Annotated in this window: 14 protein-coding genes and 2 pseudogenes; 13 read left to right on the forward strand and 3 right to left on the reverse strand. The window is 55.7% G+C overall.

The window, feature by feature from the left end; all coding sequences use genetic code 11:
- Window positions 1–195: 195 nt before the first annotated feature.
- The 9 genes and pseudogenes from PMI01S_RS00990 to PMI01S_RS31900 all read left to right on the forward strand — a co-directional run.
- Complete coding sequence (locus PMI01S_RS00990; RefSeq protein WP_084317619.1) at window positions 196–1,521, forward strand: OprD family porin; 1,326 nt, start codon at window positions 196–198, stop codon at window positions 1,519–1,521.
- A 741-nt stretch (window positions 1,522–2,262) separates the two neighbouring features.
- On the forward strand, window positions 2,263–2,676 hold the full coding sequence (locus tag PMI01S_RS00995) for an arsenate reductase ArsC (RefSeq protein WP_084317620.1): 414 nt from the start codon (window positions 2,263–2,265) through the stop codon (window positions 2,674–2,676).
- A gap of 8 nt (window positions 2,677–2,684) precedes the next feature.
- Entirely contained in the window at window positions 2,685–3,047 is a 363-nt protein-coding gene (locus PMI01S_RS01000; protein ID WP_030131004.1) for a metalloregulator ArsR/SmtB family transcription factor, read from the forward strand.
- 8 nt (window positions 3,048–3,055) lie between these two features.
- A pseudogene (locus PMI01S_RS01005) lies at window positions 3,056–3,220 on the forward strand (arsenical-resistance protein); the annotation flags it as partial.
- On the forward strand, window positions 3,213–3,929 hold the full coding sequence (gene arsH / locus PMI01S_RS01010) for an arsenical resistance protein ArsH (protein WP_084317621.1): 717 nt from the start codon (window positions 3,213–3,215) through the stop codon (window positions 3,927–3,929). The pseudogene PMI01S_RS01005 and the gene arsH, both read left to right, overlap by 8 nt.
- 12 nt (window positions 3,930–3,941) lie before the next feature.
- Complete coding sequence (locus PMI01S_RS01015; protein ID WP_084317622.1) at window positions 3,942–4,454, forward strand: cyclin-dependent kinase inhibitor 3 family protein; 513 nt, start codon at window positions 3,942–3,944, stop codon at window positions 4,452–4,454.
- 23 nt (window positions 4,455–4,477) lie between these two features.
- Entirely contained in the window at window positions 4,478–5,482 is a 1,005-nt protein-coding gene (locus PMI01S_RS01020; protein WP_084317623.1) for an ArsJ-associated glyceraldehyde-3-phosphate dehydrogenase, read from the forward strand.
- 9 nt (window positions 5,483–5,491) lie between these two features.
- Window positions 5,492–6,712 (forward strand): organoarsenical effux MFS transporter ArsJ, encoded by a 1,221-nt coding sequence (gene arsJ / locus PMI01S_RS01025; protein ID WP_084317624.1) that lies wholly within the window; start codon window positions 5,492–5,494, stop codon window positions 6,710–6,712.
- An 86-nt stretch (window positions 6,713–6,798) separates the two neighbouring features.
- Window positions 6,799–6,948, forward strand: a pseudogene (locus PMI01S_RS31900) (hypothetical protein); the annotation flags it as partial.
- Window positions 6,949–7,158: 210 nt separating this feature from the next.
- Here PMI01S_RS31900 and PMI01S_RS01030 read toward each other — a convergent pair.
- Both PMI01S_RS01030 and PMI01S_RS01035 read right to left on the reverse strand, forming a co-directional pair.
- The gene (locus PMI01S_RS01030) at window positions 7,159–7,812 is read right to left on the reverse strand and encodes a transmembrane anchor protein (RefSeq protein WP_084317625.1); all 654 of its coding nucleotides are present in this window, start codon (window positions 7,810–7,812) and stop codon (window positions 7,159–7,161) included.
- Window positions 7,813–7,824: 12 nt separating this feature from the next.
- The gene (locus tag PMI01S_RS01035) at window positions 7,825–8,562 is read right to left on the reverse strand and encodes a HupE/UreJ family protein (RefSeq protein ID WP_084317626.1); all 738 of its coding nucleotides are present in this window, start codon (window positions 8,560–8,562) and stop codon (window positions 7,825–7,827) included.
- A 513-nt stretch (window positions 8,563–9,075) separates the two neighbouring features.
- On the opposite strand from PMI01S_RS01035, the gene PMI01S_RS01045 reads away from it, so the two are divergent.
- Genes PMI01S_RS01045 through PMI01S_RS01060 form a run of 4 tightly spaced genes read left to right on the forward strand, consistent with a single transcriptional unit; the run spans window position 9,076 to window position 11,703 of the window.
- Window positions 9,076–9,375, forward strand: coding sequence for a metal-sensing transcriptional repressor (locus PMI01S_RS01045; RefSeq protein ID WP_047528761.1), 300 nt, complete (start codon window positions 9,076–9,078; stop codon window positions 9,373–9,375).
- A gap of 7 nt (window positions 9,376–9,382) precedes the next feature.
- Window positions 9,383–10,513, forward strand: a complete 1,131-nt coding sequence (locus PMI01S_RS01050) for a nickel/cobalt efflux protein RcnA (protein WP_084317628.1) — start codon at window positions 9,383–9,385, stop codon at window positions 10,511–10,513.
- Between the two features lie 12 nt (window positions 10,514–10,525).
- On the forward strand, window positions 10,526–10,963 hold the full coding sequence (locus PMI01S_RS01055; protein WP_084317629.1) for a YqaA family protein: 438 nt from the start codon (window positions 10,526–10,528) through the stop codon (window positions 10,961–10,963).
- Window positions 10,960–11,703 (forward strand): TraX family protein, encoded by a 744-nt coding sequence (locus PMI01S_RS01060; RefSeq protein ID WP_084317630.1) that lies wholly within the window; start codon window positions 10,960–10,962, stop codon window positions 11,701–11,703. Before PMI01S_RS01055 ends, PMI01S_RS01060 begins: the two co-directional genes overlap by 4 nt.
- A 35-nt stretch (window positions 11,704–11,738) precedes the next feature.
- Here the strand turns inward: PMI01S_RS01060 and PMI01S_RS01065 are convergent, their stop codons facing one another.
- Window positions 11,739–13,055 (reverse strand): MFS transporter, encoded by a 1,317-nt coding sequence (locus PMI01S_RS01065; RefSeq protein WP_084317631.1) that lies wholly within the window; start codon window positions 13,053–13,055, stop codon window positions 11,739–11,741.
- Between the last annotated feature and the right edge of the window lie 155 nt (window positions 13,056–13,210).

A 13,210-nucleotide genomic window follows, 5' to 3' on the forward strand; every position in this document is an offset into this window, starting at 1 on the left:
TCATTCAATTATGCTTTTTAAGCATGCTTACTGGTCGCTGACGTATAAGTAATTTTCAGGTCACGCTGGAGTTATCTTTTGTATGGAATTATGTCTGCCGGCACCTAGAGGGAATCTCTACGTGCCGGTGGCTTTTTTATAATGATAAAAATATTTCATAAAGAAACTCTGCCAAGCTAAAGCCTGGAGTGTTAAATGAACAATAAAAGCTTTTATGGTCTTTCTCTCATTGCCCTTGGCATGAGCATGGGGCAAGTTGCAGTGGCCGTTGAGCAAAAACCTGAGGGGTTCATTGAAGGGAGCACCCTTAGTCTTCTCAATCGTAATCTCTACTTCAATCGTGACTATCGAAAGGGCCAGTCAAGTCCCACAGGCAATGGCTACGCTGAAGAATGGGCTCATGGGATTATCGGGCGCTTTGAGTCTGGCTTCACCGAAGGCACCGTCGGGTTCGGCATTGATGCATTTGCAATGGTAGGACTCAAGCTTGATTCGGGTGATGGGCGCTCGGGGGCTCGAAGCTCAGTGGATGTCATGCCCTATAACAGCAAAGGCCAACCTGAAGACTCTTACTCAAAAGTAGGCGGAGCTGCGAAGGCTCGCTTTATGGATACGGTGGTCAAAGTAGGAGACGTATTTCCATCCACGCCTGTCGTGGCATATGGCGATTCTCGACTGCTGCCAGAGAGTTTCCGGGGAGCAACGTTCACCAATACCAGCATTAAAGACCTGACCATTCAGGGCGGCCGGCTGCATGCGATGAGCCAACCCAACTCCAGCAGCATGCGTGACGGCTTTTCGACTTTCTATGCCGGTGCTGTTGATGCTCCGTGGATTGCTTACCTAGGGGGGGATTACACCGTCAATGAGTTTGTTGGTGTGAGTCTTTACGCCAGCCAATTCAAGGACGTTTGGAATCAGTATTACGCTGGCACTTCGCTTAGTTACCCGCTCTCAGACAACGTCGCGTTGATCGGTGGATTTAATTACTACCGCGCGGTCGACGAGGGTAAAAAACTCCTAGACAGCTTTGATAACAATATCTGGAGCGGAAAAGCCGGGGTCAAATTCGGCGTCCATACGGTGACCGTTGGCTATCAACGCAGCAACGGCAATGACGATTTCGATTACCTACGCCAATCGGACTCGATTTTTCTGGATAACTCCATCCAGTACAGCGACTTCAACTCACCGAAAGAGCAATCCTTGCAGCTACGCTACGACCTTGATATGCAAGCTTTCGGCATTCCGGGCCTTAGCTTCATGACTCGCTACGCGAAGGGGTGGGACGCTGATTATTCCAACGCGAACAGCGTGTACATGCGTCGCGGGGCAGATGGAGCGCCATTGCAAGACCAAAAGCGTTGGGAGCGAGACATTGAGGCTAAGTACATCATCCAGTCAGGCTCTCTGAAGGACATGTCTCTGCGTGTTCGCCAAGCAACCACGCGTGCTACCGATTTCGAATCTGATTTGGATGAGGTCCGACTGATTGTCGAGTACCCACTGCAACTGCTTTAACGAGCGCTAACCTGCGGCACCAATTGTTCGACTACCAGGTACACCCCGTCTCCTTGTTTCTCCTTTGGTTTGGGAGGCGGCTTAGGCGCCCTAGTGGCGCCTTTTTTTTTGTGGATTGACATAAGAGCAGGTCGCTCTGTTGTCAGTACCTGCGTTTGGCCCGCCTGGGAAATCTGTTAGCTAGGTTCTTTTGATCTGCTGATGGGTAAAATCCTTGCGGCGTATGCGCTGCGCTCACACACAAAATGCAGGAAAATTGCGTTAGATGAACAGTTCCCGCTGGCGCGTGGACCTTGCGGCTCGGCGGCCAGTCAACCAGTTGTTCACGAGGTTATTCTGCCGACGGAGCAATATCCACCACACCCAGCATATGTATCGAAGTTAGCGAGTTTATGCTCAGGACATAATTTCGCTAATTTCCATACACCTTGCGTCGCGACCGTAGAAAACTCCTCGTTTATGGCCGGGCGCCTACGTTCTTGTTGATGACGGGCTATGAGCAGGGAGTGCCTATCGTTTCTGCGTGAATGGCAGTCTCATTGCAAAATCATATATGCATATCTACATATACTTTCAAGCGAACCGGTTAGTAATTTCCCAAGAAGCCGTCAAGATTGAGGACTTCGGCGAAAGTAATCGGCAGTGCCTAAGCGCTTCGAAGGATTAGCCTATCGTTGACTCTTTACCTTTCATACGAAAAATCATATATTCGACAAACCGTATGTGTACTGAGACTTCACAATGATCAGCAAAGCCCGCGTCCTGTTCGTCTGTACCGCCAACGCGGCTCGCTCTCAGTTGGCCCAAGCATTGCTGAGGCATACCGATTCGGAGCATTTCGAGGCGTTCAGTGCCGGCACAACTCCGACTCAGGTAGATCCGCGCACCTTTGAGGCACTTTCCCACATCGGTGTGAGCACCGAAGGATTACGTAGCAAGTCGATAGAGGAGCTCCGTGGTGAGCGCTTCGATTACGTCATCACCTTGTGTGATAAAGCCGCAGCGGAATGCCTGTCTTTACCCGGAGCCGGTGAGGCGTTGGCCTGGAGTTTTGAGGACCCGGTCACCAGCGTCAAACCCGATGCCTTCCGTCACACCCTTCACGAAATTCATGAGCGCATCAAGATGTTCGTCTTGGTTAAAAACAAACACTGAGAACCGTTATGGCTGACCATCTGACACCGACCACTGTTTTCAAATGCCTGGCTGACGACACAAGGGTTCGCACGATGATGCTCATCACCCGTGAAGGAGAGCTATGTGTTTGCGAGTTGACCTGCGCGTTGAATGAGAGTCAGCCAAAAGTCTCCAGACACCTCGCGCAGCTGCGCAGTTGCGGTCTGTTGTCGGACCGTCGGCAAGGCCAATGGGTTTATTACCGGCTGCACCCGAATCTCCCAGATTGGGTCCATCAAGTGCTGACCACTGTGCTCGAAAGCAACAAGCATTGGTTGAGCCCTGACGCCAAGCGCCTTGATGAAATGGGCGACCGTCCTGAACGGGCACTCGCCTGCTGTGAAAGCTAAATCATCGGATTGCTATCTTCGGCCTGGCTTCGCCGGTCGCCTTCGCCACCGTGATTGGCCCGCTGGTGGAAGTACCGGTGCTGATTTCCCTAGTCGGTGTGGCTTTCTGGTTGAAACGCCGTTGGTCCGATGAATCCAAGAGCGCCATTGCGCAGGACAAAGACTATGTTTGATGACCCTATCCCCCATCTCGATACCGAACTGGTTGATCTCCCATCGGCTTACAAACTAGGCATTGAGAAGACCTCCATCCACAAGCCGCGCATTTTGCTGCTGTACGGATCGACCCGTGAACGCTCCTTCAGTCGTCTGATGGTCGAGGAAGCCGCTCGGCTGCTGGAACACTTCGGTGCTGAGTCGAGGATCTTCAATCCGTCAGGCTTGCCGCTGCCAGATGACGCCCCCGACGATCATCCACGTGTGAAGGAGCTGCGCGAGCTGATGCTGTGGTCCGAGGGGCAGGTCTGGTGTTCTCCAGAACGTCACGGTTCCATGAGCGCAGTGTTCAAAGCGCAGATCGACTGGGTGCCACTCGCGATGGGTGCGGTACGCCCGACCCAGGGCAAAACCCTCGCCGTCATGCAGGTGTGCGGTGGCTCGCAATCGTTCAATGTGGTCAATCAGCTGCGAGTGCTGGGACGTTGGATGCGCATGTTCACCATCCCCAACCAATCCTCCGTGCCGAAGGCTTATATGGAATTCGACGATAACGGTCGGATGAAGCCTTCTCCGTTCTACGACCGTGTCGTTGATGTGATTGAAGAGTTGGTGAAATTCACGCTGCTGCTCCGTGACCGTCAGGACTATCTGGTTGATCGTTATTCCGAGCGCAAAGAGTCAGCGGAAGAACTCATGAAACGTGTCAATCAGCGCTCCATCTGAGGATTTTTCACCGTGCAACAACACCCTTATTCCGTACTGCCTCTGGCACAGTTCAATGGCCAATTGATCTTCACCCCGTGCCCAGGTACGAAGGGCACCCGACCTTTCGAGGCGTTACAAACCCTTAAGGATGCAGGTGCATCGGCGTTGCTAACGCTGATGCCGACCGAAGAGTTGCTTCAGAACGAGATCGACCTGCTGCCCGAAGAGTGCCAAATGCTCGGCATCGAGTGGTTTCACCTGCCCGTCGAAGATGATCAAGCGCCTGGCGAAGCATTCAAAGCCGCATGGGAACAGCATCATCCGCGTCTCCAGCAGCTGCTGATCGATGGGAAAACCATTGCCATCCATTGCAAGGGCGGCTCGGGCCGTACCGGTTTGGTCGCCGCTCAACTGTTGATCGAGAGCGGTGTGCCATTCAGCGATGCCGTCCGCGATGTTCAGTCGCTGCGCCCGCGCGCTATTCAGCATCCTGCCCATATCGAATACATCGGCCAGTTCGACACCCAGTCGAACTCCCACTGACTACAGATACAGAGCACAACAACATGACTATCAAAGTTGGCATCAATGGTTTTGGTCGGATCGGTCGCCTCGCTCTGCGAGCAGCTTGGAGCTGGCCGGAGTTTGAGTTCGTGCAAATCAACGATCCGGCAGGCGATGCAGTAACCCATGCGCACCTGATCAACTTCGACTCGGTGCATGGTCGTTGGCACAGCGAAACCAGCGCCGAAGGCGATAGCGTCGTCATCGACAGTAAGCGGATCAAAGTAACGGCGAACAAAGCGATTGCCGACACCGACTGGTCGGGTTGCGATCTGGTGATCGAGGCCAGCGGCAAGATGAAAACCGTGGCGGTGTTGCAGGCCTACCTGGATCAGGGCGTTAAGCGTGTGGTGGTCTGCGCTCCAGTGAAGGAAAAAGGGGCGTTGAACGTCGTCATGGGCGTCAACCATCAGCTGTTCAATGCGGCGGAACATCGCATCGTCACGGCGGCTTCGTGCACCACCAACTGTCTGGCGCCAGTGGTGAAAGTGATCCACGAAAAGCTGGGCATTCGCCACGGCTCGATCACCACCATCCATGACCTGACCAACACCCAAAGCATCCTCGATCAGCCACACAAGGATCTGCGTCGGGCGCGTGCCTCCGGCATGAGCCTGATCCCAACCAGTACCGGATCGGCCACCGCCATTGCCGAAATCTTTCCGGAGCTGCGTGGGCGTCTGAATGGTCACGCCGTACGCGTGCCGCTGGCCAACGCTTCCCTGACCGATTGTGTCTTCGAGGTCGAGCGGGCCACCACTGTCGAGGAGGTGAATCAGTTCCTCAAGGATGCCTCCGAGAACGAGCTGAAAGACATCCTCGGTTTCGAGACGCGTCCACTGGTGTCCATCGACTACCGCACCGACCCACGCTCATCGATCATCGATGCGCTGTCGACCATGGTCATCAACGGTACCCAGGTCAAACTCTATGCTTGGTACGACAACGAATGGGGCTATGCCAACCGCACCGTCGAGCTGGCCAGAATGGTCGGTCTGGCAGTCTAAGGAGCGGTCATGAAAGCGTTGTCAGCCCTCGCTCCGGAAGTACGGCAGTACTTGCTCGTCACGGGCAACTACTGGGCCTTCACCCTCACCGACGGTGCCTTGCGCATGTTGGTGGTGTTGCACTTTCACGCGTTGGGCTACAGCCCACTGCAAATCGCGGCATTGTTTCTGTTTTACGAACTCTTTGGCGTGATCACTAACCTGGTGGGTGGCTACCTCGGCGCTCGGCTGGGTCTGAACCGAACCATGAACATCGGGCTGGGCCTCCAGGTTGCGGCGCTGTTGATGCTGACGGTTCCTGTGGCTTGGCTGACCATCCCTTGGGTGATGGGGGCCCAGGCGCTGTCGGGGATTGCCAAAGACCTGAACAAGATGAGCGCCAAAAGCTCCATCAAGCTTCTGGTTCCGGATGGGCAACAGGGCAAGCTCTACAAGTGGGTGGCGATCCTCACCGGCTCGAAGAACGCACTCAAGGGTGTCGGCTTCTTTCTTGGTGGAGCCTTGCTGGCACTCATCGGCTTCAAAGGCGCCTTGCAAGCCATGGCGGGTGTCCTGGCGCTGATCTGGATCAGCAGCTTGATCCTGTTGAAGAAGGATCTGGGCAAGGCCAAAGCCAAGCCCAAATTTCGCGACATCCTGTCCAAGAGCCGGGCAATCAATATCCTCTCAGCAGCCCGAATGTTCCTGTTCGGCGCCCGCGATGTCTGGTTTGTGGTGGCCTTGCCGGTGTACCTGAGCAGCGTGTTCGGCTGGGACTTCTGGAAGGTTGGTGGTTTCCTTGCGGCCTGGGTGATTGGCTACGGCCTCGTGCAGTCCTTTGCACCCAACATCACCGGAAAGAAACGTGGGCACGTACCGGATGGTCGTGCGGCGTTTCTGTGGGCACTTGCACTGGCGGGCCTGCCGGCGGCAATTTCTTTCGGGCTGGACACTGGGCTGTCGCAACAGGTGGTGTTGTTGGGTGGGCTGATGGTCTTTGGCGCGCTGTTCGCGGTGAACTCCTCGCTGCACAGCTACCTGATTGTGTCCTACGCCAAGGAAGACGGTGTATCGCTGGATGTAGGGTTTTATTACATGTCGAACGCCATGGGACGGTTGATCGGCACGGTGCTCTCTGGCTGGGTTTATCAGGTATCTGGGCTGGGGGCGTGCTTGTGGATATCGAGCGCATTTGTGCTGCTCGCAGCACTGATTTCTATCGCTCTACCGAGGCATGCCAAGGCGATCTGAAAGCGCTCTGAGAATGCTCGAAACCGATTGCTATCAGAGCAAGCGACATTCGAGTTAAGGCCGGCAAGTGTTGGAGGTAACGCCCGTTCGCCTTTTTGCTGAGAAACGCTAACAGCAACCTTAATACTTCCAAGCTGCCGCTGAGCCGAGTGATGGAATTGGGCACGCAAGAAAGATTTAGGAATAAACAAGGCCGCAAATGCGGCCTTGTTTTATTCAGGGTGTTACTCGTGTGAGTGTCCGTGCTCAGCGCTCTCGGAGGTTGCTCCTTTCTCTCCGCCACCGCATGCCGTCATCAGGCCAAGGAAACAGATCAGGAGCATTGAGCGAATCAGCGTTGTTGTGGTTTTCATGGAAGGACTCTTCAAAAAATGGATGAAATAAATGATCTGTGGTCAGGCTGAACGGTGCATTTTCGGCAATAGAACAGCCATCGCTGCTTCGGATTACTGTTTGACGCTCAAGTAATCGCCGGTCGTTTTCAGTGCGATGGTCACGTCGTTGTTGCTGCGATTGCGCCAAAACCAACCATGGGTGCCATCAAAAATGGCAGTGAATTCGCCCTTATCACTTTTGACCTGCTTGCCCTTGTTGTAGCTGTGGAAGTAACCCTTTTCACCGTTGTAGGGCTCTCCATGGGTGTCATAGTTCACAGGCCCACCAACGGCTGTCCATTCATAGCTGACAGTCTTGTTCTTCAGGACATCCAGTTTGATTTCTGTCCCTTCACCAGGTTTGAGCGTGACGCTCATTTGATTGGTCTTCAGAGCTGGGGTAGGTGTCGCCACTGGCTGATCAACAGGTTTCGCAATAGGTTGGACTTGCGCAACCTGCGGAGCTGGAGCTGGAGCTGGAGCTGGAGCTACTGCTTGCGGCGGCGCGGCATCCGCCAACGCCTCTTGGGCAAGGATGATCTTCAGTTCGCCCATCTGGGTCAGTCCCAGTGCTCGGCCCACACCCGTAGGATCAACGGCATATTCCGAAGGCATAACCACTGTCACCAGCAGGCCGACCGCAGTCAGTAGTGCAATGACAGTCGAACGCACCAGTTTGCGAGTGCTAGGCAATTCATTAACAGTTGGAAGCGGAGTATTGAACATGGTCAGAATTCCTTACGCGGAGACAAACAGGCCGGTGATCTGGTAACCCATCAGGAAGAAACCGGCACTCATCATGGCGACGTTGGCGGTATAGGCGTGGCGCCAGAAACTGCCGGTGCGACGCCAATACCCCATCAGAATGAGAATTGCGCTGAGGGCCAGCAATTGGCCGATCTCAACGCCAACGTTGAAGGCGATCAGGTTCGGAATCAGGCCATCAGGGGAGATCTCATACTCCTGGATCTTCGTCGCCAGACCAAAACCGTGGAGCAGGCCGAAGATCAACGTGGCCACTTTGGTGTTGGGTTGGAAACCGAACCAGCGCTGGAACGCGCCGAGGTTATCAAGCGCCTTGTACACCACCGAGAAACCGATGATGGCGTCGATGATGTACGAGCTGATGCTGACCTCGGTCAGTACGCCAAGCAGCAGCGTGACCGAGTGGCCTACAGCGAATAGCGTGACGTAAAGCCCCACGTCTTTCAGGCGGTAGAGGAAGAAGATCACCCCGAACAGAAACAGCAGGTGGTCGTAGCCCGTCATCATGTGCTTGGCGCCCATGTAGATGAAGGGCAGCAGCATGACGCCGGAACTTTCCTGGATGAAACCCTTGTCACCTTCCGCGACGGCGTGAGCCATCGCCTCGGGCATCCCGAGGAAAAGTGCGGCGACAAATAAAAACAACAGCAGTAGCGGGCGGTGCGATGGCGCAGTGAATGCGACAACGCCGCTCATCGAGTGCGAATGCATAGATCAATCCTACGTTGCAGGGATCAAAGGCCGCAGTGCGGCCATGGTCAGGATGCGAACGAAGGACGGGGTGGCCGCTCGATCAAGAAAATCGGCGGACGGGGAACGGAATAGCGTGGCGCATCAACCCGTATAGAGAGCTTCGGTTGCGCAGCCAAACTCAACGCAGAGGTGAGTTGTGGTGTTTCGTGCTGATGGTCAGGGGTCAACGGGGAGTGATAGTGATCCGAGCAGCTCGCACACGACATCTCGGCTTGCTGTTCATGGGAGTGATGGGCGTCTTGCGCAATCTCCCAGGCTGGCTGTTTCGATGTCACTGACAACGTATAGGTATGCCCGGCCCAGGCCACAAACATGGCGAGAGCAAGCGCGATTACCACCGTCGTTGTCAGGGTTCTGCTGAACATGGCGTTCGGATTTCAACTCGTTTTATAGGGCTTTCATGCGTTTGACCACATCCCCCTAGGGGGGATAGGATGCCAGCGTAATTCATTGAGGCCTGAGGCTCAAGTCATGAGTGAGCACGAACACGAACACAGCCATCCCCACACCCACCAAAGTCATGAGGCGATCATCAAGCGCCTCAAACGGGCGGACGGCCATTTACGCGGCATCATCGCCATGATCGAAGAGGGGCGTCAGTGCGTGGACATTGCCCAGCAGCTGCATGCGGTTGAAAAAGCGGTGTGCCAAGCCAAGCGCACGCTCATCCAGGATCACATCGATCACTGCCTGGAGGACACCGTCTCGGCGTTGAACAATGGCGAGCGCGCCCCCCTGGAAGCCTTCAAGCAAATCACCAAGTACCTGTAGGTCTGACATGCCCAACTTCGCTGAACTGCTGCGACAAGGCGGGGCTCACGCCTGGCTGTACTTCCCGAGCGCTATCTTGCTCGGTGCCTTGCATGGCCTGGAGCCGGGCCATTCAAAAACCATGATGGCGGCCTTCATCGTGGCCATCCGTGGCTCGGTCAAACAGGCCGTTTTGTTGGGCTTGGCCGCAACGCTGTCGCACACCGCTGTGGTGTGGTTGGTCGCCATCGGCGGCATGTACCTGGGCCAAGGTCTGGACGCTCAAACCACTGAGCCGTACTTTCAGCTCGCGTCCTCTGCACTGATTATCGTGATTGCGCTTTGGATGCTGTGGCGTACCTGGCGCGGTGAGCAGATGTTCAAGTTCGAGCAAGGTGATGATCACCACCAAGGCGAGCATGGCCATCATGATGAAACCCACCGAGTCGATACCGGCCATGGCCGCATCGAACTGTCGATCTTTGAAGAAGGCATGCCTCCGCATTGGCGCCTGAAGACAGTGACCGGACACGCCTGGACTGCCTCAGATGTTCACCTGATGACGACCCGTCCCGACGGCAGCACCCAATCGTTCTCTTTCGTCGAGCGCGAAGGTTTCCTGGAGTCGGCAGTCGATATCCCGGAGCCTCATGAGTTCAGTGCTCGCTTGAGTCTTGGGCATGCGGGGCACTCCCATGATTATGACTTGGACTACCAGGAGCATGATCACGGGCATGCGCATTCCGAACTGGAAGGTCTGGAGTTGTCGATTGACGGCTATCAGGATGCGCACGAACGTGCGCATGCCAACGATATCCGTAAACGCTTCACCAACCGCGAGGTCACCACGGGCCAGATCGTCATGTTCGGTCTGACTGGAGGTCTGATTCCGTGCCCTGCCGCCATTACCGTCCTATTGCTATGCCTTCAGGTTAAAGAAGTGGCGCTGGGTGGCATGCTCGTTCTGTGCTTCAGCATCGGCTTGGCGATCACCTTGGTGGCGGTGGGAGCTGCGGCGGCCATTGGTGCAAAACAGGCTTCTAACCGCTGGCCGTGGCTGGGCACCGTGGCTCGTCGTGCACCGTATCTGTCCAGCGTGTTGATCATCGGTGTAGGTCTGTACGTAGGTTTCCATGGCTGGGTCGGCCTGAACGCATAAGGTGACGTCCGAGTGTTTGAACTCACCAGCTACGTTGGTCTGTTCCTGGCGGCATTCGGTGCCGCCACGTTGCTGCCAATGCAATCTGAAGCCGTGCTGGTCGGGATGTTGCTCACCGACCGGTACGTCGCATCTACACTTTTGGCGGTCGCCACCTTCGGCAACGTTCTCGGCTCTACGCTGAATTGGATGTTGGGTCGCTCCATTGAGCGTTTGCGCCACAAACGCTGGTTCCCGGTGAGAGAGAGCAAGCTCGAAAAAGCCCAGCAGTCCTACCTGCGCTTCGGGCACTGGTCGTTGCTGTTGAGCTGGGTGCCCATCATTGGCGACCCACTGACGGTCGTCGCCGGAGTCATGCGCGAGCCATTCTGGAGTTTCCTTCTGATCGTTACCTTAGCCAAGGGCGTGCGTTATCTCGTGTTGATGGCCGTCACACTGGGGTGGGCATGACGACGGCTCATACGCCCCTCCATGCCGCGCTCAAGAGCCGAAGCAGCAGCCTGGATCTGATCAAGTGGCTGGCGATGCTGACCATGGTCATCGATCATTTGCGGTTGGTGTGGCCGGAGATGAGCTATCTGTTCATTCCGGGGAGGCTTTCCTTTCCGCTGTTCTGCGTCGCCATTGCGGCCAACGTAGCGCGCTCGAAACCAGGTGAGTTACTGACTGCCGCGAACGGTCGATACCTTGCGTTGATGTTGTTGTTCGCCGCGATTTCAGAAGTGCCTTACCGCTATATCAGCACTTCGGGATCATTCAACGTGCTGGTCACCCTGGCGCTAGGGTTGGTGATTGCTTTGGGTTGGCAGCATCGCACTTTGTTGAGCGGTGCAATGGCGTTGGTCGCCGCCGCAGTTGCCTATGTGCTGGATGATCCATTGATGTATGGATTTTACGGGGCACTCGTTCCTGCGGCTGTCTTACTAGCGATCAAGAAACCCGGTGTGGTTTGGTTGCTGCCAGCGGTTCTATGCCTGTTGAGCAATACTCGTAGCAGTATCGCGGCCAGAGCGTTGGATTTGGAACTCTATTCGTTGCTGGCCTTGAGCACTGCGTTCGCTGCTCCCCTGATTGGACTCTGGTTTCTACGTCAGACATTCACCTTCAAGGTCTGGCCGGTAAGGCAATGGGGATACTGGTTCTATCCGGGCCACCTTGCCGCGCTGCAAGCACTACGGTTTCTGGTCTGAAAACCGACCAAACAGCCTTAGCAAATCTGAGGAGCTTACGGTTGTCTATCTGGCCATCGGCGATGCTGGTCGTCGATCACATAAGGGTGTTCGTGAGTCACGCCATCTTGTCCGTCGAGGTGGGTGTGATCGACTGGCAGGTTCTCATGGGTGTGTTTGATCGACTCTTGGTCATGAGCCGGACGCCAGATCACAATGCTGACCACCAGTGCGCTACCGGCCACGACAGCGAGCCCAACAAACGACGCAGTGAGGCTGATGTTGGCACTCAGCCATCCCGCCAGCGGATAAGTAATCAACCAGCAGGCATGCGATAGCGCAAATTGCGCGGCAAACAACGCCGGGCGATCTTCGGTATGCGCCGAGCGACGCAACAGTCGACCGCTCGGGGTCTGGGCCAGCGAATAGCCCACACCGAGCACCATCCACAGCGGCAGCAGGAAGGTGTACGTGGTCAGGTTGATACCAACGGCCAAGCCTACTACCAAAATTCCTCCGCCAAACAGCATCGCCGTTCGGTCTTTTATATTTTTCAACAGGAGAGGCAAGACCAAGGCAGCGATCATCGAGCCGCCACCAAACGCGGCCAGCGCGAGTGCCGTAGAACTCTGTGGTAGAGCGAAGCGCGACTGCACCAGCACCACCGTATTGACGATGACCATGGCACTGGCGGCTGCTACCGTCAGGTTGAGAGCCAGCAGCCCTCGCAGGCGGGGTGTCGCTAGGAATATGCGCATGCCATGGGTAGTTCGTTCGTAGATGCTGCGTCGTGGCGTCGGCTTCGCCTTGGGCAGCACCACTGTGGCGACCAAGGCCGCTGAAGCGAGGAAACCGATAACCGTGCCGGCGAACAGGTTATGGAAGCTGATAACGGTCAGCAACGCGGCGGCGAGCATCGGACTGGCGACACTTTCAAGATCATAGGCCAGACGTGATAGCGACAAGGCGTGGGTGTAGTCGTCTTCATCCGGCAGGATGTCTGGAATGGTTGCCTGAAATGTCGGGGTGAACGCCGCCGAGGCTGACTGGAGAACAAAAATCAGCACGTAGATCTGCCAGACTTCCGTCACAAACGGCAGAGCGAGCGCGACCAAGGCCCGCACCAAGTCCAATGAGACCAGCATGGCCCGGCGAGGCAGACGTTCTGCAAAAGCTGCTGCAATGGGCGCCACGCCAATGTAGGCCGTCATTTTGATCGCCAGTGCTGTACCGAGGACAGCGCCTGCTTGGGCGCCCGCAAGGTCGAACGCCAGCAGGCCCAGAGCGACAGTGGCGAGCCCAGTCCCGACGAGCGCAATTACTTGGGCCAGGAAGAGATGACGGTAGGTTCGGTTGGCTAGGATTTTCAGCATGGAAGATCTCAGGTGGCGAAGCGTGTGACCAGGCGGTTACCGAACTTTTCACGAAGAGACGCAATCGGCTGGTTTCGTCTCTGTTCAATGTGAATATCCCCCCTGGGGGGATACGGTTCGATTTTAAATCATAGTCCATGGCAGCTCAAGAAATA

The sequence above is a fragment of the Pseudomonas migulae NBRC 103157 genome, from assembly GCF_002091715.1.
Lineage (GTDB): Bacteria > Pseudomonadota > Gammaproteobacteria > Pseudomonadales > Pseudomonadaceae > Aquipseudomonas > Aquipseudomonas migulae_A.

Excerpts from the sequence above, each read along its gene's own strand:
- PMI01S_RS00990 (WP_084317619.1), top strand. The coding sequence starts at position 196 with ATGAACAATAAAAGCTTTTATGGTCTTTCTCTCATTGCCCTTGGCATG.
- PMI01S_RS00995 (WP_084317620.1), top strand. The coding sequence starts at position 2,263 with ATGATCAGCAAAGCCCGCGTCCTGTTCGTCTGTACCGCCAACGCGGCT.
- PMI01S_RS01000 (WP_030131004.1), top strand. The coding sequence starts at position 2,685 with ATGGCTGACCATCTGACACCGACCACTGTTTTCAAATGCCTGGCTGAC.
- arsH (WP_084317621.1), top strand. The coding sequence starts at position 3,213 with ATGTTTGATGACCCTATCCCCCATCTCGATACCGAACTGGTTGATCTC.
- PMI01S_RS01020 (WP_084317623.1), top strand. The coding sequence starts at position 4,478 with ATGACTATCAAAGTTGGCATCAATGGTTTTGGTCGGATCGGTCGCCTC.
- arsJ (WP_084317624.1), top strand. The coding sequence starts at position 5,492 with ATGAAAGCGTTGTCAGCCCTCGCTCCGGAAGTACGGCAGTACTTGCTC.
- PMI01S_RS01030 (WP_084317625.1), bottom strand. The coding sequence starts at position 7,812 with ATGTTCAATACTCCGCTTCCAACTGTTAATGAATTGCCTAGCACTCGC.
- PMI01S_RS01035 (WP_084317626.1), bottom strand. The coding sequence starts at position 8,562 with ATGCATTCGCACTCGATGAGCGGCGTTGTCGCATTCACTGCGCCATCG.
- PMI01S_RS01045 (WP_047528761.1), top strand. The coding sequence starts at position 9,076 with ATGAGTGAGCACGAACACGAACACAGCCATCCCCACACCCACCAAAGT.
- PMI01S_RS01050 (WP_084317628.1), top strand. The coding sequence starts at position 9,383 with ATGCCCAACTTCGCTGAACTGCTGCGACAAGGCGGGGCTCACGCCTGG.
- PMI01S_RS01060 (WP_084317630.1), top strand. The coding sequence starts at position 10,960 with ATGACGACGGCTCATACGCCCCTCCATGCCGCGCTCAAGAGCCGAAGC.
- PMI01S_RS01065 (WP_084317631.1), bottom strand. The coding sequence starts at position 13,055 with ATGCTGAAAATCCTAGCCAACCGAACCTACCGTCATCTCTTCCTGGCC.